Consider the following 22,420-nt stretch of genomic DNA (forward strand, 5'->3'; position numbering starts at 1 on the left):
CACCTATGATCCGCTGGGTCGGCTGTGGCAGGTGGTCAAGGGAACCGCCAACACCCGGTTCCTCGTCGATGGCGATGCGCTGGTTGCCGAGTATGACGCCACCGGCACGCTGACCGCACGCTATGTCCACGGCTCCAATGCCGCAGCTGACGACCCGCTCGTCTGGTACAGTGGCACGAGCACGCGCTGGCTTCACGCCAATCACCAGGGCTCGATCGTCGCGGTTACCGACGGCAGCGGGGCGGGCACCACCCTCAACGCTTACGATGAGTATGGCATCCCGGGCAGCGCCAACCAAAGTCGGTTCCAGTACACCGGGCAGGCCTGGCTCGCCGAGCTCGGCATGTACTATTACAAGGCCCGCATCTACTCGCCTACCCTCGGCCGGTTCCTCCAGACAGATCCCATCGGCTACAAGGACCAGATCAACCTGTATGCTTACGTCGCAAACGATCCGGTGAACGAGGAAGACCCGAGTGGCTTAAGCCCACGTTGGCGAGAGGTGATGCGCCAGCAAGAAGCAGCGGGAAATCTTCCGCGCGGTTCTCTTGAAAAGGCCGAGCGCACTCACACCAACATGGTCAGGAGCATCATCCTTACGGTCACTGGAGCCCCGGCGGTGGTGCGAATGGCTTGGGACGCCCTCCGCGGTAACCCTGCGGCACAAAACACAATGAAAGCCGGGACGGAAGCAGCAGACACAGTGGCTGCTGAGCGTGGACTTAAGCCGCTGGAGCCTAGTGCGACGGGAGGTGAAAGGTGGGGCGACGGGACAGGCGGAAATGCATTGCGTGTCGAGCCTGGCCGCGCAAATGCCGAGTTCCCTTCCCAACGAGGCCCATATGTGAAGGAAACTGTCGGAGGCACAGTCCGTGACGTCAACGGTAATGTGGTTCAGCCTACGAAGGAGTTTCCAAAGCCTAGCGATAACCCCTCATCTCACATACCATTGCCTGAATGGATGAAAAGAAATGGCTTTTGATGTGCAACATCCAATTCCTATGCCGGATAGTTGGAAAGCCATAAGCGCGCCATATCTGCGATACGAGTTGATGTATCGCCTCTACGAAATATACAACTCCGACGAGAGTAAATATATAGAAAGACCATGGCTTGAACAGCATATGTCGTTCTTTCTCGATGATATGATTGTGTACGATGATAATCATATCGTTGGTGCAGTCTTTTTTGACGTCGAAGAATTAGACGACTTCAATAGACTCAAAGGGCAATTGTCTAACATAGAGTATAATAGCATTGGCAGTTTATCTCGCTCGCAACTAATTGAAATCAAAAACGTGGCGGGCAGTCTATTCGCGTTGATGCAGGAACACGGAGTTCCGCAAATCTCTCTGCCCAAACACAGATAGGCCCCAGCGATTCGAGGAACTGGTCGATTTGGGCAATAGCAAGATAAAGGGACTGGCTCCCCCTGCGGGTTAACCTTTTGTCTGCACATCGTTTTTTAGGGAGACAGGTGGCACCGTGGAGGAGACTCCCGGTGCCATTTTGGTGTCGGTTCGGCATCAAGCTGTTGAATCCGCGTCCCTAATCGCGAGACATGCGGGAGACTCCGCTGGTGCATGCGGGAAGTGCCCGGAACCTGTACGCCAGATTAACGAGTCTCAAATTTAAGACAAATCCGCATGGTTATTGGCCCTGCGAAGTTGGCCAGGCCGCGATCGGCGGTGCGGTCCTCGCGCGCTGGCGCTCGCTGCGGTCCGCTCCGCCGCCCGGCCCTGCACCGATGACGGCGGCCCGCCCCATGCATAATCTGCCCGTCAACCCGCCTGCAACGCTCTCCAGCTGATGGTCCCTCGATTCAATGGACACCTTTGCTAAGCCTGTAAGGGCATGGAGGTGTTCAATGCCGAAAATGAGAAGGGAGTTTTCTCCCGAGTTCAAACGGGAGGCGGTTGCCCTGCTGGAAAGCAGCGGTCGGCCGTTGATGCAGATAGCGACCGAGGTGGGTATCTCGCCATCGATGCTCCGGAACTGGCGAACGGTGGTTCGTGGCGGGATCGCAAGATCGAGACTGACGACGCCATCGGGTCTGTCGCCGATACCGTCGCCAGCGGACCAGGCGTCGCAAATTACGCGGTTGAAGCGAGAGCTCGATCGCACGCGCATGGAGCGTGACGTGCTAAAAAAACGATCGGCATCTTCACGGATGTGCCAAGATGAGCTTCAGATTCATCCGCGATCATGCCGACCGTTGGCCTCTCCGGCTGAAGTGTCGGGTCCTCGAAGTCTCGGCGAGCGGCTATTACGCATGGCGCAGTCGTCCGGAAAGCGCTCGGTCGGCTGCGAATCGCATGCTGCTCGCTGACGTGCGTCGCCTCCATGCCGAGCATCGCGGCCGATACGGCAGTCCCAGGATGCATGCTGCGCTTCGCGCGGAAGGCAGGACAGCAAGTCGTGGCCGCATCGCGCGGCTGATGCGGCGTCACGGTATCCGCGCGCTCGCCGGTCGTCGGTTCAGGCCATGCACGACCGACAGCCGCCACTATCTGCCGATCGCCCCGAACCTGTTGAAGCAGGAGTTCGTTGCCGCGACACCCAATTGCGTCTGGCTCGCCGACATCACCTATATCGCCGCCGGCGAAGGGTGGTTGTACATCGCGGCCGTGCTCGACTAGGCGACCCGCAAGATCGTCGGCTGGGCAATGCGCGACCATATGCGTACCGAGCTGCCGCTAGCCGCATTGATGATGGCCGCGCAGCGGCAACGACCGGCCGAAGGCCTCATTTGTCATTCCGATCGCGGCAGCCAGTACGCATCCGAGGCATACGGCAAGCAAATCATCACCATGAGGGCAACGCCGTCGATGAGCCGCACGGCTTGCTGTTACGATAATGCCCCGATGGAAAGCTTCTTCCACACCCTCAAGGTCGAACTCGCGCACCAAACGCGATGGCCGACCCGCGAAGATGCCAAGCGCGATTTGTTCGCGTATATCGAGGGCTACTATAACCTGCGGCGGATCCACTCCGCAGTTGGATATAGGACCCCGGAACAGGCCGAACGACAAATGGCCTAAACCCGTGTCCACGAAATCGGAGCACCATCAACTCTCAGCGACAATCAACAGGCGCAGCGGAAAGCCGCCCCCCAGGGGGTTCGCAAATGACCCCCGCCGAACAGATCCTTGATGGCAAATGCGAACACGTGGGCGATACCAAGAATCATTTACATTGGAGCTGGACTGGCATTCTCAAAGCAAAGGAAGTTGTATCCACTGTGAGGTTCAGCGCCTAGAAAATCATGTTCGTGCCGCTATTGTTGAATAGATCCAAACGTTGGACTGGACTGGCCCCTCTTACCGAGCAATGCTATTTTTGCGGCTGGCGAATTCTCGAGCCGCGGACCCGGCCGGGCTGACTGGCGGGGATGTCGGCGGTGGAAGCGGCGCTGATGCCGGCTTCCGCCGGAGAATATTATCATGCCTAGGATCCCTAAACTCACCAACATGCAATTTGCTTTGTTGGTTGCCGCCAATCAGCGTGACGAAGGAAGCCTCTTTCCACCGACGCAAGATGTCGAAAATCAAACTGCTCGTTTCCACAAATCAATTTCGGGTCTGATCAAGCTCAATTTGGCGACTGAGATTGAGGTGACGGACGCTGCTCAAGCATGGCGCGTAGCGGACGACCGCCATATCGGCGTGATTATTGCGGATGCCGGTCGGACGGTCGTTGCGGGCGCGGACAAGACGGCGGAGTTCCTGCCGGTAAAAAGCGTCGCCGTACTAGGAGACCCAGCTCGGGCAGCGCCTCAATTCGAGCCAGATCGCGTCCAATCGGTGGTCGCGGCTACTCCGAACATTTGCCCAGGAACCAAACAGTTCTTGGTGGTTGATCTGATGCGTTCCAACGCCGGAGCCTCCCTCGATCAGCTTTCCAGCGCAACGGGATGGCTACCGCACACTACCCGGGCGGCACTGACGGGCCTGCGCAAACGAGGCTTCTCCATTGCGACCGAGAAAGCGGAAGGGGTAACTCTGTATCGCATTGCTTCAGCTGACCTGCGATGAGCTTCGAGGAGCAGATCGCAAATCAGGTTCGCGGGCTAGCTAACCTCGACCTCATTCAATTGCGCAGGGAATGGCGCCGCCGCTACGGGACGCCTCCCACCACCCGGTCGGTCGACCTGATCGCCCGGTTGCTGGCGTGGCGGATTCAGGCCGAGGCACTCGGCGGCTTGGACGAGCCGACGATTAAACTGTTGTACAGTGCTCGATCCCCACCTCCGCCTCCGGTCGCGCTTGAATTAGGGACGAGGCTGGCGCGTGATTGGCGCGGGGTGCGCCATGAAGTGGAAGTAAGCGGGGAGGGCTTTCACCATCAAGGGACCCTGTACCGAAGCCTGTCCGAAGTCGCTCGATCGATAACCGGTACGCGGTGGAACGGTCTTCGCTTCTTTGGTCTTCGCGAAGCGAACAGGCGATGAAGCCGCGCAAATCGGCAGAAAGCAGCGCTGCCACGGCACGGCGCTGCGCGATCTATACGCGCAAGTCGAGCGAAGAGGGCCTGGAACAGAATTTCAATAGCCTCCATGCTCAGCGCGAGGCGTGCGAGGCCTACGTCTGTTCCCAAGCGGGGGAGGGGTGGATGCTTCTTCCGCAAGGCTATGATGATGGCGGCTTCTCGGGCGGCAATATGGAACGGCCAGCACTGCGGCAGTTGATGGCCGACCTCGAGGCCGGCAAGATCGACGTCATCGTTGTTTACAAAGTTGACCGGTTGACCCGCTCGCTGATGGATTTCGCACGCATTGTAGAGCGCCTTGATGAGAAGGGCGTCTCGTTCGTCAGCGTGACGCAGGCGTTCAATACAACCAGCAGCATGGGCCGGCTGACGCTCAACGTGCTACTCAGCTTCGCCCAGTTTGAGCGCGAAGTAACTGGTGAACGGATCCGCGACAAGATTGCGCAATCCAAGGCGCGAGGAATGTGGATGGGCGGGAACGTACCGCTCGGCTATGACCTCCACGAGCGCAAGCTCCAAGTGAACGACGCTGAAGCCGGTCAGGTTCGCGATATTTTCGCCCGCTATCTTAGGCTGGCTTCGGTTCCTGCGCTGGCCGGTGAGCTTCACCACGATGGGATCCGCTCCAAATTGCGAACCACCCAAGGCGGACGGCAGATTGGCGGGAGACGGATGGTGTGCGGAGCCCTTTATCACATGCTTCAGAACCGGCTCTACGTCGGCGAGATTGCCCATCGCGGCGAGTTTCACATCGGCGAGCATGAAGCGATTGTTGAGCGTGACCTATTCGATCTGGTCCAAGCGAAGCTCTCGAGCAATCGCCGCAGTCATTCCGCCCGGCCCGTGCGCGCGGCGAGTTGTCCGCTAACCGGGAAAATCCAGGACGCCGAGGGAGTGCCGATGTCCCCTAGTTTCGGCTACGGCCGCGGCAAGAAAATCTACCGCTATTATGTCTCTGCGTCGCTGCTTCCGGGACGAAACCTCTCTCCGGGGCGACGCGGTGTTGTTCGCCGGCTGCCGGCACCCGCGATCGAAGCGATGATTCTCCAACGCATCGCTCAGCTCCTCCAGAGCGGCGCTGCGGTAAGTTGGAATGAGGCAGCGCCAATTCTGAAGCGTGTCGAGATCCGTGAAAGCTCGGTCCATCTATTGCTCGACGTCACAACTTTGCTCGAACCCCACGAGCCCTTGGGCGTCGCGGTCGCCAGGCTGCAAGATCGCACGGAGATTGGCGGCGCGATCGTCATAGAGTCTGCGCACACGCTCCGTCTAATCTGTGACTGGAGTGTGGTCCTCCGCAGCGGGCGATGCTGGACTCGCAAGGCGGAAGGCGGATCAGTCACGGCTACGCCCTGCAGTGATCCGGTGCTGGTGGCCAGTCTGAAGACTGCGCACCTCGTGCTCAAGAAGCATAACGCGTCGCCCTTGCATCTCGAGCAGCATCCGAATGCGCAAGCTGCAGCCGATCAGCGCGGGCGGCGGATAATGAGTTTGGGTTTGCTCGCGCCTGATCTACAGCGCGCTATCCTCGCTAATCGGGGTCCGGTGGACGTCACCGCGAACAAAGTCCTTTCGGTCGATCTTCCCCTAGCGTGGGCAGATCAGCGTCAGGTCCTGGAGTCGCTGGCCAAAAGGTAGCGTCAAATCGCATGTGATCCCGGTCGGATTTGCAGAGCTGCGTAAGCTCATCGATCTGGCCGATCTCGCTGCTAGCGACTGTAGACCGCATCTTTCCAAACCATGTTGCTAAACAAGGGCCCGGAGACCCAGGCCAAATTCGCCGGAAAAAGCGGGGGTTAGTGACCCATACGGGGTCAACACCAACACGGAAATCTCGTGCTTTAGGCGCGGAACTCCGGGATTTTTGGCGTGCTTGTGTCGAGAGACCAATATCTTCAAGACGGTCTGGAGGCCCGACCGGGAATCGAACCCGGGTGCGAGGATTTGCAGTCCTCTACGTCACCACTCCGCCATCGGGCCGCGCATGGTGGCGCCCTCTTAGCGGCTGTTGGGGCGAGCGCAAGCGAGAGGGTGGGTCGCGGCGGTGGGCAGGAGGATGGGAGGCAACAAAAAGTCCGCCCGAACCGGAGTTCGAGCGGACCCTTTGAGAAGCGGATGTACGCGGGGTCTTAGCCGCGCTCGCCCTTCGACGGCTCAGGCGCCGGCGGCGGCGGCGGAGGCGGCGGGAGCGGGCACGATGCAGCCGCGTCAATCACCGATCCGTCGGCGCAGGTCTGCGTGGCAGGCGGCGGCGGCGGCGGCGGGGGAGCTTCGACGACAGGCGGCGGCGGCGGAGCGACCGCCGGGCTGCCTAGCGAAAGGCGGAAGCCGACCGACGCACCATGGCTGGTGTAGCTCTTGCGCAAGCGTCCTTCATAACCGGCAAAGAGTGCCGCCGTCGGGCTGACGTTGAAGTTCAATCCGGCGTCAATGTCGAATTCCGACCTGCTGCTATTCAGCGATGACACTGTGAAGCCCGATGCCGAGTTTCCGTTGAAGGACGCCGAGATCGGGTTGAGGCGACGCTTGAGATCATAACGATAGGCAACACGGCCGTAAGGCGAGACCGTCGCGGTCGGCGAACTCGACAGGTCGAGCCCGACGAGGGCATCGGTCCGGCGAGTGCTGATGCGATTGACCGAAAGGTTGAGCGCGCCAGCACCGGTTTCGGTGAAGCCGTTGATATGCCCGCTGCTGTAGTCAACGCCGACGAACGGACGGAGTTTAATACCGCCCAGATCGGCGTTGTAGCCGACCGTGCCGATAACCTTGACCAGATTGCCCGAGAAGCTGGCATTGGCGACACGATTGATCGACGTGACGTTGATCGTACGCGTGTTGCGATATTTGCCGTGGGCGTAAGCTGCAGTCAGATCGACATCGAGAGCACCGGCCGCATAATCGACATAGCCGCCCGCCTGCCAGCTGTTGCCACGACCATTGCTGGTTCCGCCCTCATAATCGAACTTGTCGTGGCTGTAGCCCCCGGCAAGACCGAAGGTCAGGCCATTGTTGCGGAAGTCGACACCCAGGGCCCCGCCATAGATTTTCTGGTCGGTGCCATATTCGAACCCGCGGTTCTTGCCATTGCCACGCTGGCCATAGGCCCGACCCCAAATGCTTGGTCCGTCGACGTGCGACGGAGTGCCGTGCATTTGCAGGGCAATCTGCCGGGTGAACAGCTCACCCTGATCCAGCATTCCGTTGGCGTACGCGCCATAGGGTTCCGGGCTGGTCTGGGTGAAGAAGGACAGGGCTTGCGCCGCAGTCATATTGTCGACCGCGGTGACAACCGTGGCTGCGTCGCCGGTGGCGCCCGTGACCAGGCCCTGGAAGCCATTGGCGACCGCGATCTGGTTGGGGTTGGCCGACGCGCCGATGCCGACCGAATAAGCGGTCCGCACGACGGTCAGGCGATAGACTTGGTTGGTGCCGGTGAGGGACACGATCCCGGTCGTCGCCAGGTTGATGAACGGCGAGATGGTGTTGCCGGTCACCGTCGTGAAGCCACCCGAGATGCCGCCCGATGCCTTGACGACGTCATAGGTGGTGCCGGCGACATAGAGGCCGGTCGGCTTGGTGATCGCGAGCGTCCCGGCCAGCATCGCCGTGCCGGGGGTCCCGGTGACCAGGACCTGGTCGTAGCCGGTGCCCGCCACCCCGCTGGTGGTCAGGTCAACCGCCAGCGTGCCCGTGCCCGTCTGGACGAAGGCGCCGTTGACGTTGAGGATCCCGATCCCGGCATTGCCCGGCGACACGGTGCCGCTGTTGGTCAGCGTGCCATTGACCGTCCCCGTGCCCGACAGCGCGCCGGCGTTGGCGACGTTGCCGGTGATCGAGCCGTTTACCTTGGTCATCGAGCCCGCCGCCGCAGTGACCGCACTGGTCAGCGCGCCGGTTGTTGCGACGTTTAGCGTTGCAGCGCTGGCGACAGTGGTCGTGGCAGAAGTGAGATCACCTGTCAGCGCCAGTGTGCCGCCGTTAACGCCAAGGTTGCCGGTCAGGGTATTGCCCGTGCCGCTGAGCGTCAGCGTACCCGTGCCGATCTTATTAACATCGGCGCTCGTTTCGGCGAAGAATCCACCCGACCCGATCACTCCCGAGAACGTCGTCGGTGTGTTGTCGGCGCCGATGTTGAGCAATCCACCACCAGTCACGACCAAGCCGGATCCGGCGAGACTGCCGATGGTGTTTGACACCACCCCATTCATGCCGAGTATGCCGTTGACGATGAATGCTGAGTTAGCGCTCAACGCCGTATCCGAGAAGCTGTACAGTTCACTGCCCGCATCGATCGTGGTCGAGCCGGAGTAGGTGTTGGTTCCACTGAACCCGATGATCGAGTTGTTGATCACCTTGACGCTGCCCGTGCCCGACATGTCGTCGATGTAGGTGTCGTAGAGCCCCGTGAAATCGACTTCGGCATTGTTGACGATGTCGCCCTGTAAGCCAAGTCCGGCGTCGCCCTGAAGGACGCCGGCTGAGACCGTCGTGCCGCCCGTATAGCTGTTGATGCCGCCCAGGATGAGGCGCGCAGCCCCGGTCTTGGTGAGGGCGCCAGCACCTGAGATAGTGCCCGAGAGCGTGGTGTCGGCACCGGTGTTGACCGTGCCGCCGCCCGCGCCGAGCGTGACCAGGTTGGCCAACGTCAGTGCGCCGGTGGTCTGGAGCGTGCCGCCGTCAAAGGCGAGTGTACCCGTGCCGATGTTGCCCGCCGCGCCGATGGCAAGTGTGCCACCGTTGAGGTTGGTGGTGCCGCTGAAGCCGCTGTTGGTGCCGCTGAGCGTCAGCGTGCCTGCGCCGGCCTTGGTCATCACGCCGGTGCCAGTAAGGGCGCCTGCATAAGTGCCGGCGGTGGGCTGCGTGAACAGCAACGTGCCCGCGGCATTGATCAGGACGCCGCCCTGGATCGAGGTCGAATTGCCCTCGAGCGTGCCGGCGTTGATGGTGGTACCGCCCGAATAGCTGTTGGCGCCGGTCACGGTGAAGATGCCTGCGCCCTGCTTGACGAGGCTGCCCGCGCCCGAGATTACGCCAGCATAGGCCGTGTTGGTTGCATCACCGGTGGTCAGCGCGACCCCCGCGCCGTTGAGGACGACCGAACCGCCATTGCCGGCGAGACTGCCGATCGTCTCCGAGGTGTCGACCTGGAGCGTGCCCGAGGTGGTCCCGGTGGAGTTGACGGTGACCGCGCCGGTGTCGGCGAGAGCCGCGCCGCCCGAGATGATCAGCGTGCCGTCGGTGACGGTGGTGCCACCGGTGAAGGTGTTGGCGCCCGAGAGAGTCTGGGTGCCGACGCCGATCTTGGCGAGCCCATTGGTCCCCGAGATGACCCCGCTGAAAGTACCACTGGTCGACGCCGTCGCCGTGTTGATCGTCAAATTGCCGCCCGAGAGGGTGACAGTACCGTTGCCATCCAGAGCGCCAATTGTCTCAGCCCCCGCCACGTCAAGCGTCGCACCGTTGGAGACATCGACCAGACCAGTGTCGGCCAACGCCGCTCCGCCGGTCAAGCTGAGCGTCGTTCCTACGCCGTTGAGGTAAGTACCGCCGGTGTACGTGTTGGTGCCGGAGAAGGTCGTAACAGCGGTCCCGCCGTTGTAACCGACATACACAATCCCGTCGCCGGACATGTTGCCCGAATAAGTCCCGGTCGCGTTGTTCTGGAACCAGACATAGCCATTGAACGACGGGTCAGTGTTGTTGACGATCGTGTTTGCGCCAAGGAATGACGCATTGGTCGTCACCAGATAGGAGGCATTGTTGTTGATGCCCGTGCTGAACGAGATCGGCGCGGTGACCTGCAGGGTGCTCTGATTATTGATGTTGAGGGTATCGAAATTGGTGACCGTCGCGCCTAGCGTCGAATATCCGCCGGTGTTGACGTTGAACGTGTTGTTTCCGGCGACGGCTGCGGTCAGCGTGCCGCTCGGAAGGCTACCGGCGTTCAAGTTGAACACGTTGGTGCCGGCGCCCATGTCGATATTGCCGGTGATCGTGCCGGTGTTCGTGATGGTGTCGTTGCCGGCCGCGAGCGTCGTGTCGCCCGTGATCGTGCCGGTGTTGGTGATGGTCGTGTCGCCGGTCGACGAAATGTTGCCGGTCAGCGTGCCGTCATTGTTGACCGCGAGCGCGCCCGCCGAAACGACATTGCCGTAGACACCGCTACCGAGGGTGGGGTTCAAAAGATTGTTGAGCGTGTTGACCTGCGTGCCGGTGGTCGCGCCGAACAGGATGTTGCCGGTGATCGCGCCCGTTGCCGCTGTCGCGTTGACGACGGTGCTTCCGCCGCCCACTGAAATCGCCGTATTGCCGGCGCCGACATTGATGTCGCCCGTGTTGTTGACGACACTGCCAGTGCCCGTCGAGAGCGCGCCGCCCGAAACGGTCGCGCTGTTGAAGACGTTGATGGTCAGACCGTTGATGGCCGAGCCGTTGTATCCGTCGGTATCGCTCAGGGTGCAGTTTACGACCGTGCCGCCGACGTTAGGCAGGCAGTCGGCCATGGCCGCTGTGGGGATGAGGAACATGCCGGCGCCGACCAGAGTTGTTCCAACCAAGAAACGATGACGCGATGAAAGAGCGCTAACCATTTGTAATTACCCCCTGATTTGGGCCCGGAACGATAAAGCCGCTTTTATAATCCACATTGCATATCGCGGCTAAGTTCCGGCGGCAAGGACCATTAATGATGCACCACGCGGTTTACCATTCTCAATGTCGTTTCTTAGCTGACATCAATGTAATCGCATTTTGGAATTTGCAGAAAAGTTAGATACTTGCGAGGCGCGCGCCGCGGGAGCGACCGCCACAATATATCTTGTGTTAGGCAATCACGAGCTAACAGAAAATAAACAGCAAGCTGCGCACGTGGCTGTGCCACGCTCGGCTCGGGCCTTCGGCTAGTCCGGTCGACTTCGACGGCAAGCGGCGCGATGCCGCCTGCCATCGGAAACGGGGTCTAGTAGCGGTAGTGGTCGGGCTTGAAGGGCCCTTGCTGCGACACGCCGATGTAGCTGGCCTGCGCATCGGTCAGCGTGGTCAGCTTCACGCCGAGCTTCGCCAGATGGAGCATCGCAACCTTTTCGTCGAGATGCTTGGGCAGGACGAAGACGTCATTCTTGTAGTGGCCGGGCTTGGTCCACAATTCGATTTGCGCCAGCACCTGGTTGGTGAAGCTTGAAGACATCACGAAGCTGGGGTGACCGGTGGCGCAGCCGAGGTTGACCAGGCGGCCCTTGGCGAGGACGATGATTTTCTTGCCGTCGGCGAATTCGACGAGGTCGACCTGCGGCTTGATTTCGGTCCACTTCATGTTGCCGAGCGCGGCGATCTGGATCTCGCTGTCGAAGTGGCCGATGTTGCAGACGATGCTCATCGGCTTCATCGCGCGCATGTGGTCGACGGTAATGACGTCGGCATTGCCGGTCGCGGTGCAGAAAATGTCGGCGCGGGTGACCGCTTCCTCCATCGTCACGACCTCGAAGCCCTCCATCGCCGCCTGGAGCGCGCAGATCGGGTCGATTTCAGTGACCAGGACGCGCGCGCCGCCGTTGCGTAGCGACTGCGCCGAGCCCTTGCCGACATCGCCGAAGCCGGCGACGACCGCGACCTTGCCGGCGAGCATGACGTCGGTGGCGCGGCGGATCGCGTCGACCAGCGATTCCTTGCAACCGTAGAGATTGTCGAACTTCGACTTGGTGACGCTGTCGTTGACGTTGATCGCGGGGAAGGGGAGCTTGCCCTGCTTTGACAGTTCATAGAGGCGGTGGACGCCGGTGGTGGTCTCTTCGGACACGCCCTTGATGGCGGCGACCGTCTTGGTGAGATAGCCCGGTCGATCCTTGAGGAAACGCGTCAGCGTCGCGGCAAACACTTCCTCTTCCTCGTTGGTCGGGGTGAACAGGGCCTCCCCGGCTTCGACCCGCGCGCCCCACAACGCGAACATCGTCGCGTCGCCGCCGTCGTCAAGGATCATGTTGCAGGTGATGTCCTGCCCCCAGTCGAAGATGCGGACGACATAGTCCCAATATTCCTCGAGGGTTTCGCCCTTGATCGCGAACACGGGCACGCCCGACGCGGCGATCGCGGCGGCGGCATGGTCCTGCGTCGAGTAGATGTTGCACGACGCCCAGCGAACGGTGGCGCCCAAGGCGGTCAGCGTCTCGATCAGCACGGCCGTCTGGATCGTCATGTGGAGCGAGCCGACGATGCGCGCGCCAGTAAGTGGCTTCGTCGTGCCGAATTCTTCGCGCAGCGCCATCAGGCCGGGCATTTCGGTCTCGGCGATGTTCATCTCGGCGCGGCCGAAGTCGGCAAGCGCGATATCGGCGATGACATAGTCACGCTCGAGGGTGGTGGTGGCCATGAGGATTTCCTTTGAGTTTGATTAGGCGGCGATCGCGCTGTTCAGCGCATCAACCAGGTCGGTCTTTTCCCACGGGAAAAAGTCGCCCTCGGGCTTGCGCCCGAAGTGACCGTAGGCCGCAGTCTTCGAATAGATCGGCTTGTTGAGGCCAAGGTGGGTGCGGATGCCGCGCGGGGTCAGTCGGCCGAGCGCATCGATCTTGCCGATCGCTGCCTCGAGCACATCGTCGCCGACGGTGCCCGTGCTGTGGGTGTCGACATACAGCGACAGCGGCTCGCTGACGCCGATGGCGTACGCGAGCTGGATCGTGCAACGCGTGGCATAGCCCGCCGCGACGATATTCTTGGCGAGATAGCGCGCCATGTACGCCGCTGAGCGATCGACCTTGGTCGGATCCTTGCCCGAAAATGCGCCGCCGCCGTGGGGGGCCGCGCCGCCGTAAGTGTCGACGATGATCTTGCGCCCGGTAACCCCGGCGTCACCGTCGGGGCCGCCAATCTCGAAGCTGCCGGTCGGGTTGATGTGATAGACGGTCTCGTCCGACAGCAGGTGTGCGGGGAGGATGTCGGCGATGACTTGGCGAACATAAGCGTGAAGTTCGGCTTCGCCCGCGCCCTCGTCATATCCCTTGCCATGCTGGGTCGAGACGACGATCGCGGTCGCCGCGACGGGCTTGCTCTCTTCGTAGCGGAGCGTGACCTGGCTTTTGGCGTCGGGCTCGAGGAACGGCGCCGCGCCCGAGTGACGGTCGGCGGCCATGCGCTCGAGAATCTTGTGGCTGTAGTAAAGGGTGGCCGGGAGGAGCTCGGGGGTCTCGTCGGAGGCATAGCCGAACATGATCCCCTGGTCGCCCGCGCCCTCATCCTTGTTGCCGCTGGCATCGACGCCCTGTGCGATCTGAGGGGACTGGCCGTGAAGGTTATTTTCAAAGCGGAAGCTTTCCCAATGGAAGCCCTTTTGCTCGTAGCCGATTTTCTTCACCGTCGCGCGAACCGTGGCTTCGATTTCGGCCTTAGCGCCAGGGGCCCAGAATTCATTACTAGCCCATTCGACGCGATCTTCTTCATAGACGCCTTTGCAGCGGATCTCTCCGGCAAGCACGACCAGTTGCGTGGTGCACAGCGTTTCGCACGCGATGCGGGCTTCGGGGTCCTTGGACAGGAACAGGTCGACGATGGCGTCGCTGATCTGGTCGGCGACCTTGTCGGGATGGCCTTCGGAAACCGATTCTGACGTGAAGAGATAGCTGTTGCGCATGGGCACCCAGTGATGTTGGAGCGGGAAATTTCAAATATAACAATGTCGTTATATAGGGGTGGTGGTGAAGTCAAATTTCAGTCGAGGTTCGGCCTGAGCCAGCGCCTCGTTTCGTCGATCGACATGCCTCGCCTCGCCGCATAATCGGCGACCTGGTCCTCGCCGATCCGCGCGACGCCGAAATAAGCGGCTTGCGGATGGCCGAAGTAGAAGCCCGAGACGGCGGCGGTCGGAAGCATGGCGAAGCTTTCAGTCAGGGTTATGCCGGTCCCGTCCACCCCGCCAAGCAGGTCGAACAGGATCGGCTTCAAACTATGGTCAGGGCAGGCGGGGTAACCAGGCGCGGGGCGGATCCCGAAATATTGCTCCTTGATCAGCGCCTCGTTGGTCAACTGCTCACCGGGGGAATAGCCCCACAGGGTGGTGCGGACATGTTGATGGAGACGCTCGGCGAACGCTTCGGCGAGCCGGTCGGCCAGCGCCTTCAGCAGGATGTCGGAATAATCGTCGGTGTCCGCCTTGAACCGCGCGATATGCGGGTTGATGCCGTGGATGCCGACTGCGAAGCCGCCGATCCAGTCGCCGTCATGGCTGACGAAATCGGCCAGGCACATGTTGGCGCGCCCGGCGCGCTTGGCGATCTGCTGGCGCAGAAAGGGGAGGCGAACGTGGCTCTCGTCTTCGAGATGGAGGATGACATCGTCGCCCTCTCGGCGGCACGGCCACAGGCCGACCGTCCCTTGAGCGGTCAGCCATTTTTCGGCGATGATCGTGTCGAGCATGACGTTGGCGTCGGCGAACAGGCTGGTCGCACTTTCGCCCACCACTTCATCGGTCAGGATGGCGGGATAGTTGCCGGCCAATTCCCACGCGCGAAAGAAGGGCGTCCAGTCGATCAGCGAGCGCAGGTCGGCGAGATCCCAATCGGGGAAACGGTGGGTGCCGGGCTGGACCGGCGCTGGGGGGCGCAGGTGCATGTCGGCGGGGAAGGCGTTGGCGCGGGCGTCTTCAATCGTGGCGAGCGCATTCTGGCCCTTGCCCTCGCGAGCCTCGCGGACGTGGAGATAATCGGCCTTGATGTTGCCGACATAGTCGTCGAGCCCGGTGTCGCTGACCAGGCTGGTCGCGACCCCGACCGCGCGGCTGGCGTCGACGACGTGGATCACCGGTCCGTCATAGGCGACGTCAATGCGAAGCGCGGTGTGGACCTTGGAGGTCGTCGCCCCGCCGATGAGCAGGGGGAGCTTCATTCCCGAGCGCTTCATCTCCTCGGCGACGGTCACCATCTCGTCGAGCGAGGGCGTGATCAGCCCGGACAGGCCGATGATGTCGGCGTCCTCGGCGATCGCGGTTTCGAGAATTTTCGTCCACGGGACCATCACCCCCAGATCGACGATCTCGAACCCGTTGCACTGAAGGACGACGCCGACGATGTTCTTGCCGATGTCGTGAACGTCGCCCTTGACCGTTGCCATGATGATCTTGCCCTTGCCGCGCGCGCCGGGGTCTTTCGCGGCCTCGATAAAGGGGAGGAGGTGGGCGACCGCCTTTTTCATCACGCGCGCCGACTTCACCACCTGCGGCAGGAACATCTTGCCCGACCCGAACAGGTCGCCGACGACGTTCATGCCGTCCATCAACGGGCCCTCGATGACTTCGATCGGGCGAGGGGCGAGGAGGCGGGCTTCCTCGGTATCCTCGACGACAAACGCATCGATCCCCTTGACCAGCGCATGCTCGAGCCGCCGCGCGACGGGCCATGAGCGCCACTCCTCGGCCTGCTTTTCGGCAATTACATCGGTCCCGCGAAATCGCTCGGCGAGCGCGATCATCCGGTCGGTGGCATCGTCCCGGCGGTCCCAGATGACATCCTCGCACGCCTCGCGCAGCTCGGGGTCGATCGCGTCGTAAATGTCGAGCTGGCCGGCGTTGACGATGCCCATGTCCATCCCCGCCTGCACGGCGTGGTAGAGGAACACGCTGTGCATCGCGCGCCGTACGGGCTCGTTGCCGCGGAACGAGAAGGACAAGTTGGATACGCCGCCCGAGATATGAACGTGCGGGCAGCGCAGCTTGATCTCGCGGCACGCCTCGATGAAGTCGATCGCATAGCGGCGATGCTCGTCGATCCCCGTCGCAATGGCGAAGATGTTCGGATCGAACACGATGTCCTCGGGCGGGAAGCCGATCCCGGTGAGGAGTTTGTAGGCGCGCTCGCAGATTTCGACCTTGCGCTGGGCGGTGTCGGCCTGGCCGACCTCGTCGAACGCCATCACGACTGCCGCCGCGCCATAGGCCATGACCTTGCGCGCCTGGGCGAGGAATTGCTCTTCGCCTTCCTTCATGCTGATCGAATTGACGATCGGCTTGCCCGAGACGACTTTCAGCCCCGCCTCGATCACCGACCATTTCGACGAATCGATCATGATCGGCACGCGCGCGATGTCGGGCTCGGCGCCGATCAATTTGAGGAAGGTCGTCATGGCGAACTCGGCGTCGAGCAGCCCTTCGTCCATGTTGACGTCGACGATCTGCGCGCCATTCTCGACCTGCTGGCGAGCGACCTCGACCGCGCGTGTATAGTCGCCCGCCATGATCAGCTTCTTGAACGCGGCCGAACCGGTGACATTGGTGCGCTCGCCGATATTGACGAACTGGGCGACTTTCTGGGTCATGAGACTCTAATTCAGGCGGCGATGCGCATCGGGTCGATGCCCGCGAGCAATGTCTCGGAACGCGACGCGGCAAGCGCGCGGGGCGGGCGGCCCGCGACCGCCATCGCCATTTCGCGAATATGTGCCGGGGTCGTCCCGCAGCAGCCGCCGACGATGTTGACCAGCCCCTGGTCGGCCCATTCGCGCATGAAGCCGGCGGTGGTCACCGGCTGTTCGTCATATTCGCCAAGCTCGTTGGGCAGGCCGGCGTTGGGATAGGCCATCAGCAGCGTGTCGGCGACGCCCGAGAGGACTTGCACGTGCGGGCGCAGGTCGGGCGCGCCGAAAGAGCAGTTGACCCCGATGGTCAGTGGCCGGGCATGGCGCACCGAGGCCCAGAAACTCTCGATCGAATGGCCCGACAGGTTGCGTCCGGTGCGGTCGGTCATGGTGAAGCTGATCATCAGCGGAAGTTCGCGGCCAAGCTGCTCCTGCGCCTCGAGCGTCGCGAAAATGCCGGCCTTGGCGTTGAGCGTGTCGAAGATGGTTTCGATCAGGATGAAGTCGACCCCGCCTTCGGCAAGGGCCAGCACTTCTTCCAGGTAAACGTCCTTCAGCTCGTCGAAGGTGATCGCGCGATAGCCCGGATCATTGACGTCGGGCGACAGCGACAGCGTCTTGTTGGTCGGCCCCAATGCGCCTGCGACAAAGCGCGGTACACCGGTTGCCTTGAAAGCCGCATCCGCTGCGTCACGCGCAATCGTCGCCGAGGCGATGTTGAGGTCGCGGACAAAATGTTCCGCGCCATAGTCCGCCTGGCTGATGCGGTTGGCATTGAAGGTGTTGGTGCACACAATGTCCGACCCCGCGCCAAGATAGGCGTCGGTAATCTCGCGGACGATGTCGGGCCGGGTCAGCGAGAGCAGGTCGTTATTGCCCTTCTGGTCGTGCCCGGTGTCAATCGACCCGCGATAGGCGGCCTCGTCGAGGTTGTAGGCCTGGACCATCGTCCCGAAAGCGCCGTCGTTAATGAGAATGCGGTTGGCGGCTTCGGCGCGAAACAGCGCGGCGGCTTGCGACATGATCACGCGGCTTGCTCCTTGCTGTGGTCGGTCGGGCGGACACCCAGAAGGTGGCAGATGGCGTAGGCGAGCTCGGCGCGGTTGAGTGTGTAGAAATGGAAGTTGCGCTCGCCCCCGGCGTAGAGCTGGCGGCATAGCTCGGCCCCGATTGTCGCCGATACCAGCTGGCGCGCGGCGGGAAGTTCGTCGAGCCCTTCGAACAGGCGGTCCATCCAGCCCGGGATTTCGGCGCCGCACAGACCGGCAAACTTGCGCGTCTGCGCGACACTCGTGACTGGCAGGATCCCGGGGACGATCTCCGCCGTGATCCCGGCTGCCGCCGCCGCATCGCGGAAGCGGAAGAAACAATCGGGCGAAAAGAAGAACTGCGAAATCGCGCGGGTCGCCCCGGCGTCGATCTTGCGCCTCAGATTGTCGAGATCGGACTGGGCCGAGCCGGCCTCCGGGTGAACTTCGGGGTAGGCGGCGACGCTGATTTCGAACGGGTGCAATTTCTTGAGCCCGGTGACGAGGTCGGCGGCGCTGGCATAGCCTTGCGGATGAGGCGCGAAACGCTCGCCCATCACCGGCGGGTCCCCGCGCAGCGCGACGATGTGGCGCACGCCAGCCGCCCAATATTCCTCGGCAACGGCCTCGATCTCGGCCTTCGACGCCTCGACACAGGTCAAGTGCGCCGCGGCGGCGAGCGGGGTATCGCGCTCGATCCGCGCAACGGTGGCGTGGGTCCGCTCACGGGTCGATCCGCCCGCGCCATAGGTCACCGACACAAATCGCGGCCCGAGCGGTGCCAGGGTCTGGATCGCATCCCACAGCGCCGTCTCCATCTTCTCGGTCTTGGGCGGGAAAAATTCGAACGACACGCCAATGTCGCCGTGAAGATCGGCGAACTGGGGGTGGGTTGCGGTCATGCTGCTTTCACCTTCGAACGCTTCAGACACGGCTGGGCGAGCCATAATTTGATCGTCAGCTCGCCGCCCTCAAGGGTGCGGGTATCGACGAGGTCGAGCCCGGACGCGCCGAGCCAGCCGCGGATCTGTCCGTCCGAAAAGCCAAGCCGGGCGTGGGCATGCTCGACCCGCAATTCCTCGCGCTCATGCGGGCCGAAATCGACGATCAGCAACTGTCCGCCGTCAGCCAGCAGCCGCGCGCATTCGGCGATCGCGCTGGCTGGGGCGGGGAGGAAGTGGAGCACCTGGTGGAGGGTGATGGTGTCAGCGCTGGCGTCAGGCAATTGCAGCGCGTTGATGTCGCCCTGGCGGAGCTCGACCGGCTGCTCGCCCAGCTTCTGACCATCGAGTTTCGTCCGCGCGAGGCGGAGCATCTCGGGGCTGCGGTCGATGCCGATCGCCTGGTGGGCGGCGGGGGCGAGCAGTTCCAGGATCCGCCCGGTGCCGGTACCGATATCGACTAGCCGCCCGAGATCGCGTCCGAGCAGCTCGGCCATCACTGCCTCGACCTCGGCCTCCGGAACGTGGAGCGAGCGGATCTTGTCCCACTCAGTGGCGTGCGCTGCAAACCAGCGTTCGGCTGCGGCGGAACGGTCGGCGCGGACTGCGGCGAGCCGGGCGCGGTCAGCGCGGGTCCAGTGATCGCCCTCGGCCCCGGCGCTGGCGTCAAGCAGGTTGAACAGGGGCACCGCGAGCAGCGACGGCGCGCAGGTGAGGAAGATCGAGCTGCCTTCGCGACGTTTCAGCGCAAGGCCCGCGTCGACCAGAACCTTGATATGGCGCGACACGCGCGGCTGGCTCTGGCCGAGAACTTGCGCAATCTCGCCAACCGACAACTCCATTTCGCGCAGCAAATGCACGATACGAAGGCGCGACGGGTCGGCAAGCGCGCGGAAGACGTCCAGCAAGGCCATGTGACGATATAAGGATATCTTTATATGTAGGTCAAGAAGCGATGCGTGCGGATGGATGATCGCGCGTTGGTCGATGCGAATATTCGACCGAGGGCGGCCGCCGCGCTTGGCGCTTTCCGCCCAGCGCTTTATGGCGACACTTGAAGATCGACTGTATTACTCTTATAAAACAGCCGTGATTGAGCGAGGACGACCGATGACCAATCCCGCGACCGACTTTGCGCAGGCCCGCCGCGCGATGGTCGACAGCCAGCTCCGCCCGCAAGGCGTGACCGACGTCGCCGTGCTCGGTGCAATGGCCGCCGTGCCACGCGAAGCGTTCGTTCCCGAGGGCGCTGTAAGCTTTGCCTATTCCGACCGCTCGATTTCGATCGGCGAAAAAGGCGCGATGATGCCGCCAACTCCGCTCGCTCGATTGCTCACCGCCGCCGCGCCGATGCCTGGCGATCACGCGCTCGTGGTCGGCGCGGCCCCGGCCTATTCAGCCGAGCTCCTGCGCCACATCGGGCTGACTGTCAGCGATGATGCCGCCGCCGGGCCGTTCGACTTCATCCTGGTCGAAGGCGCGGTCGAAGTCGTGCCCGACGTGCTGATTGCTGCACTGGCCGAGGGTGGCCGCATTGCCACCGCGTTAGTCGAGGGCGGGACCACCCGCCTCGCGGTCGGCCACAAGCTTGCCGGCCTTGTCAGCTGGAACCGATTTGCCGACGCCGAGATTATTCCCCTGCCGGGCTATGGCCGCGCCCCTGTATTCACCTTCTGATCCGAGTTTTATCCCCATGACCCGCTCTATCGCCACCGCCCTTGCGCTGCTCGCGCTCGCCGCCGCGCCCGCTGCCGCCGACACGCTGCGTGAGGCCTTGCTGTCGACCTACAGCGCCAATCCGACCATCACCGCGCAGCGCCAGGCGCTGCGTTCGACCGACGCCAACGTCGCCATCGCCCGCGCCGCCGGGCGGCCGCAGGTCAGCGCTACCGCCGGGGTCAACCAGGACCTGACCCAGACCGGGGGTGGCAATGGTCGCAACCTGTCGGCCGGGATCGACGTGTCCTACCCTTTGTTCAACGGCGGCAGCGTGAGGAATAATGTCCGCGCGGCCGAAACCCGGGTGGATGCGGGGCGATATACGCTGAAGGCAGTCGAGGGGGACACGTTCGTGGACGCCGTCACCGCCTATATGGACGTCATCCGCGACCGGGCGATCGTCGCCTTGAACGCGAACAATGTCGATGTCCTCGGCACCAACCTGCGTGCCACCAGCGACCGCTTCAAGATTGGCGACCTGACCCGCACCGACGTCGCCCAGTCGCAGGCGCGGCTTGACCTTGGCCGGTCGCAGCTCGTGACCGCTCAGGGGCGGCTGACCGGGAGCGAAGAGAATTATCGGCGCGTGATCGGCCATGAGCCGGGCATGCTGTCTCCCCCGCCGCCGCTGCCGCCATTGCCCGCAACCGCCGATGAAGCGGTCCAGATCTCGTTGGTGTCGAACCCGGACTTGGTCGCGATTACCCGCTCGGCGCGTGCCGCCGGATACGATATCCGCATTGCGCGGGCCGGGCGCCTGCCAACGATCAGCGCGGTCGGATCGGGACGCTACACCAATTATCTCGGCACCGCCGACAATCAGTTCGGGCCGTTTGCTCCCAACACCCAGACATCGACCGGGGTCGGGGTCCAGGCGCGCCTCCCGCTTTACCAGGGCGGACTCCCCGCCGCGCGGATTCGCCAGGCGCAGGCGATCGAGGGCCAGATCCTGGAACAGGCAGTCGGCACCGAACGCGCGGTGGTCGCCACCACCCGCTCGTCGTTCGCGACCTATCAGGCCGCACAGCGCGCGATTTCCGCCAACCAGTCGGCAGTCGATGCCAATACACTTGCGCTGCAGGGCGCCCGGGCCGAGCGGACCGTCGGCACGCGCACCGTGCTCGACGTGCTTAATGCCGAGCAGGAGTTGCTCAATTCGCAGGTCCTGCTCGTGACCGCACGGCACGATACTTATGTGGCAGGCTTCCAGCTGCTCAACGCGATGGGGCAGGCGCAGGCCGATACGCTCGGGCTCGACGGTGGACCGCTCTACGATCCGCTCGGCAATTATCGCCGGGTCGCGGGCAACAAGAATGACTGGGCCAATGACCGCGATCCGGTTGCGGTGGCAACGCGAACGGTGCGCGCGAGCGAAATGCCGGTGAGCGGGCCACCCGCTCAAGTGCAACCGGGCGTGACAGGGCCGACGCGTTAGGCAATACAGGCCGTATGCAAGGCGCCCGCGAACCATCGATGGAAGACATCCTCGCCTCGATCAAGAAAGTGATCGCGGAGGAGAAGGAGCTTCGCGCCGCCGCGCCGCCGCCGCTCGCTGTCGGGGTGGATGACGGTGACGACGCCGACGATGTGCTTGAACTCGACGACCCAGTGGTCGCCGCGGCGCCTGAAAAAGTCCGCGTGCCGGTCGACCTTGGCCCGCCGCTGACGTCGGAAGAAGCGGTCGGCAGCAGCCGCCAGGCTCTTGCCGAATTGCAGGAAGTCGCCGCCGCCGCCCCGCCGCCGCCCCAGGTCAACGCGTTCGAAACGATGGTCCGCGAGATGATCCGGCCGATGATGAAGGAATGGCTCGACGCCCATCTGTCGGACATCGTCGACGACCATGTCCGTCGCGAAATCGGGCGGATTACGGGCACTCCGCTAAACTAGAAGCGGACGTCTTGCCGA

Annotated in this window: 15 protein-coding genes, 1 tRNA gene and 1 pseudogene; 9 read left to right on the forward strand and 8 right to left on the reverse strand. The window is 62.7% G+C overall.

What is annotated here, in order from left to right:
• The 6 genes and pseudogenes from U1700_RS06175 to U1700_RS06200 all read left to right on the forward strand — a co-directional run.
• Positions 1-982, forward strand: a 982-nt coding sequence (locus U1700_RS06175; protein ID WP_332751167.1) for an RHS repeat-associated core domain-containing protein, incomplete at its 5' end; no start/stop codon positions are given.
• On the forward strand, positions 972-1,370 hold the full coding sequence (locus tag U1700_RS06180) for a hypothetical protein (protein WP_332751168.1): 399 nt from the start codon (positions 972-974) through the stop codon (positions 1,368-1,370). The genes U1700_RS06175 and U1700_RS06180, both read left to right, overlap by 11 nt.
• Before the next feature lie 497 nt (positions 1,371-1,867).
• Positions 1,868-3,041 (forward strand): annotated as a pseudogene (locus tag U1700_RS06185) (IS3 family transposase).
• Between the two features lie 429 nt (positions 3,042-3,470).
• Positions 3,471-4,034, forward strand: coding sequence for a DUF3489 domain-containing protein (locus tag U1700_RS06190; RefSeq protein WP_332751169.1), 564 nt, complete (start codon positions 3,471-3,473; stop codon positions 4,032-4,034).
• Positions 4,031-4,450, forward strand: coding sequence for a DUF2924 domain-containing protein (locus U1700_RS06195; protein ID WP_332751171.1), 420 nt, complete (start codon positions 4,031-4,033; stop codon positions 4,448-4,450). The genes U1700_RS06190 and U1700_RS06195 overlap by 4 nt, the downstream gene beginning before the upstream one ends.
• Positions 4,447-6,126: a recombinase family protein gene (locus tag U1700_RS06200; RefSeq protein ID WP_332751172.1), complete on the forward strand. Its 1,680-nt coding sequence runs from the start codon at positions 4,447-4,449 to the stop codon at positions 6,124-6,126. The genes U1700_RS06195 and U1700_RS06200 overlap by 4 nt, the downstream gene beginning before the upstream one ends.
• A 268-nt stretch (positions 6,127-6,394) precedes the next feature.
• Here U1700_RS06200 and U1700_RS06205 read toward each other — a convergent pair.
• From U1700_RS06205 to U1700_RS06240, 8 genes are all read right to left on the reverse strand, one after another.
• Positions 6,395-6,468: transfer RNA gene (locus U1700_RS06205), tRNA-Cys, on the reverse strand.
• Between the two features lie 149 nt (positions 6,469-6,617).
• Positions 6,618-11,018 (reverse strand): autotransporter domain-containing protein, encoded by a 4,401-nt coding sequence (locus U1700_RS06210; protein WP_332751173.1) that lies wholly within the window; start codon positions 11,016-11,018, stop codon positions 6,618-6,620.
• Between the two features lie 431 nt (positions 11,019-11,449).
• On the reverse strand, positions 11,450-12,856 hold the full coding sequence (gene ahcY, locus U1700_RS06215) for an adenosylhomocysteinase (RefSeq protein WP_332751175.1): 1,407 nt from the start codon (positions 12,854-12,856) through the stop codon (positions 11,450-11,452).
• A 21-nt stretch (positions 12,857-12,877) separates the two neighbouring features.
• The gene (gene metK, locus U1700_RS06220; RefSeq protein ID WP_332751176.1) at positions 12,878-14,113 is read right to left on the reverse strand and encodes a methionine adenosyltransferase; all 1,236 of its coding nucleotides are present in this window, start codon (positions 14,111-14,113) and stop codon (positions 12,878-12,880) included.
• Positions 14,114-14,190: 77 nt separating this feature from the next.
• Positions 14,191-16,788: a methionine synthase gene (metH, locus tag U1700_RS06225; protein ID WP_332751178.1), complete on the reverse strand. Its 2,598-nt coding sequence runs from the start codon at positions 16,786-16,788 to the stop codon at positions 14,191-14,193.
• A gap of 11 nt (positions 16,789-16,799) precedes the next feature.
• A complete protein-coding gene (locus U1700_RS06230) occupies positions 16,800-17,849 on the reverse strand; it encodes a homocysteine S-methyltransferase family protein (protein WP_332752242.1) in 1,050 nt (349 codons plus the stop codon).
• 2 nt (positions 17,850-17,851) lie between these two features.
• Positions 17,852-18,757 (reverse strand): methylenetetrahydrofolate reductase [NAD(P)H], encoded by a 906-nt coding sequence (gene metF / locus U1700_RS06235; RefSeq protein ID WP_332751180.1) that lies wholly within the window; start codon positions 18,755-18,757, stop codon positions 17,852-17,854.
• Positions 18,754-19,710 (reverse strand): ArsR/SmtB family transcription factor, encoded by a 957-nt coding sequence (locus U1700_RS06240; RefSeq protein WP_332751182.1) that lies wholly within the window; start codon positions 19,708-19,710, stop codon positions 18,754-18,756. Before U1700_RS06240 ends, metF begins: the two co-directional genes overlap by 4 nt.
• Before the next feature lie 196 nt (positions 19,711-19,906).
• Here U1700_RS06240 and U1700_RS06245 point away from each other — a divergent pair, with 196 nt between their 5' ends.
• Genes U1700_RS06245 through U1700_RS06255 form a run of 3 tightly spaced genes read left to right on the forward strand, consistent with a single transcriptional unit; the run spans position 19,907 to position 22,402 of the window.
• Positions 19,907-20,473 carry a protein-L-isoaspartate O-methyltransferase family protein gene (locus tag U1700_RS06245; protein ID WP_332751184.1) on the forward strand — a complete coding sequence of 189 codons (567 nt, stop codon included), beginning with the start codon at positions 19,907-19,909 and terminating at the stop codon, positions 20,471-20,473.
• Between the two features lie 16 nt (positions 20,474-20,489).
• A complete protein-coding gene (locus U1700_RS06250) occupies positions 20,490-21,950 on the forward strand; it encodes a TolC family outer membrane protein (protein WP_332751187.1) in 1,461 nt (486 codons plus the stop codon).
• Positions 21,951-21,988: 38 nt separating this feature from the next.
• Positions 21,989-22,402 carry a DUF2497 domain-containing protein gene (locus U1700_RS06255; RefSeq protein ID WP_332751189.1) on the forward strand — a complete coding sequence of 138 codons (414 nt, stop codon included), beginning with the start codon at positions 21,989-21,991 and terminating at the stop codon, positions 22,400-22,402.
• Positions 22,403-22,420 lie beyond the last annotated feature (18 nt).

This window comes from Sphingomonas sp. RB1R13 (assembly GCF_036663775.1).
Classification (GTDB): Bacteria; Pseudomonadota; Alphaproteobacteria; order Sphingomonadales; family Sphingomonadaceae; genus Sphingomicrobium.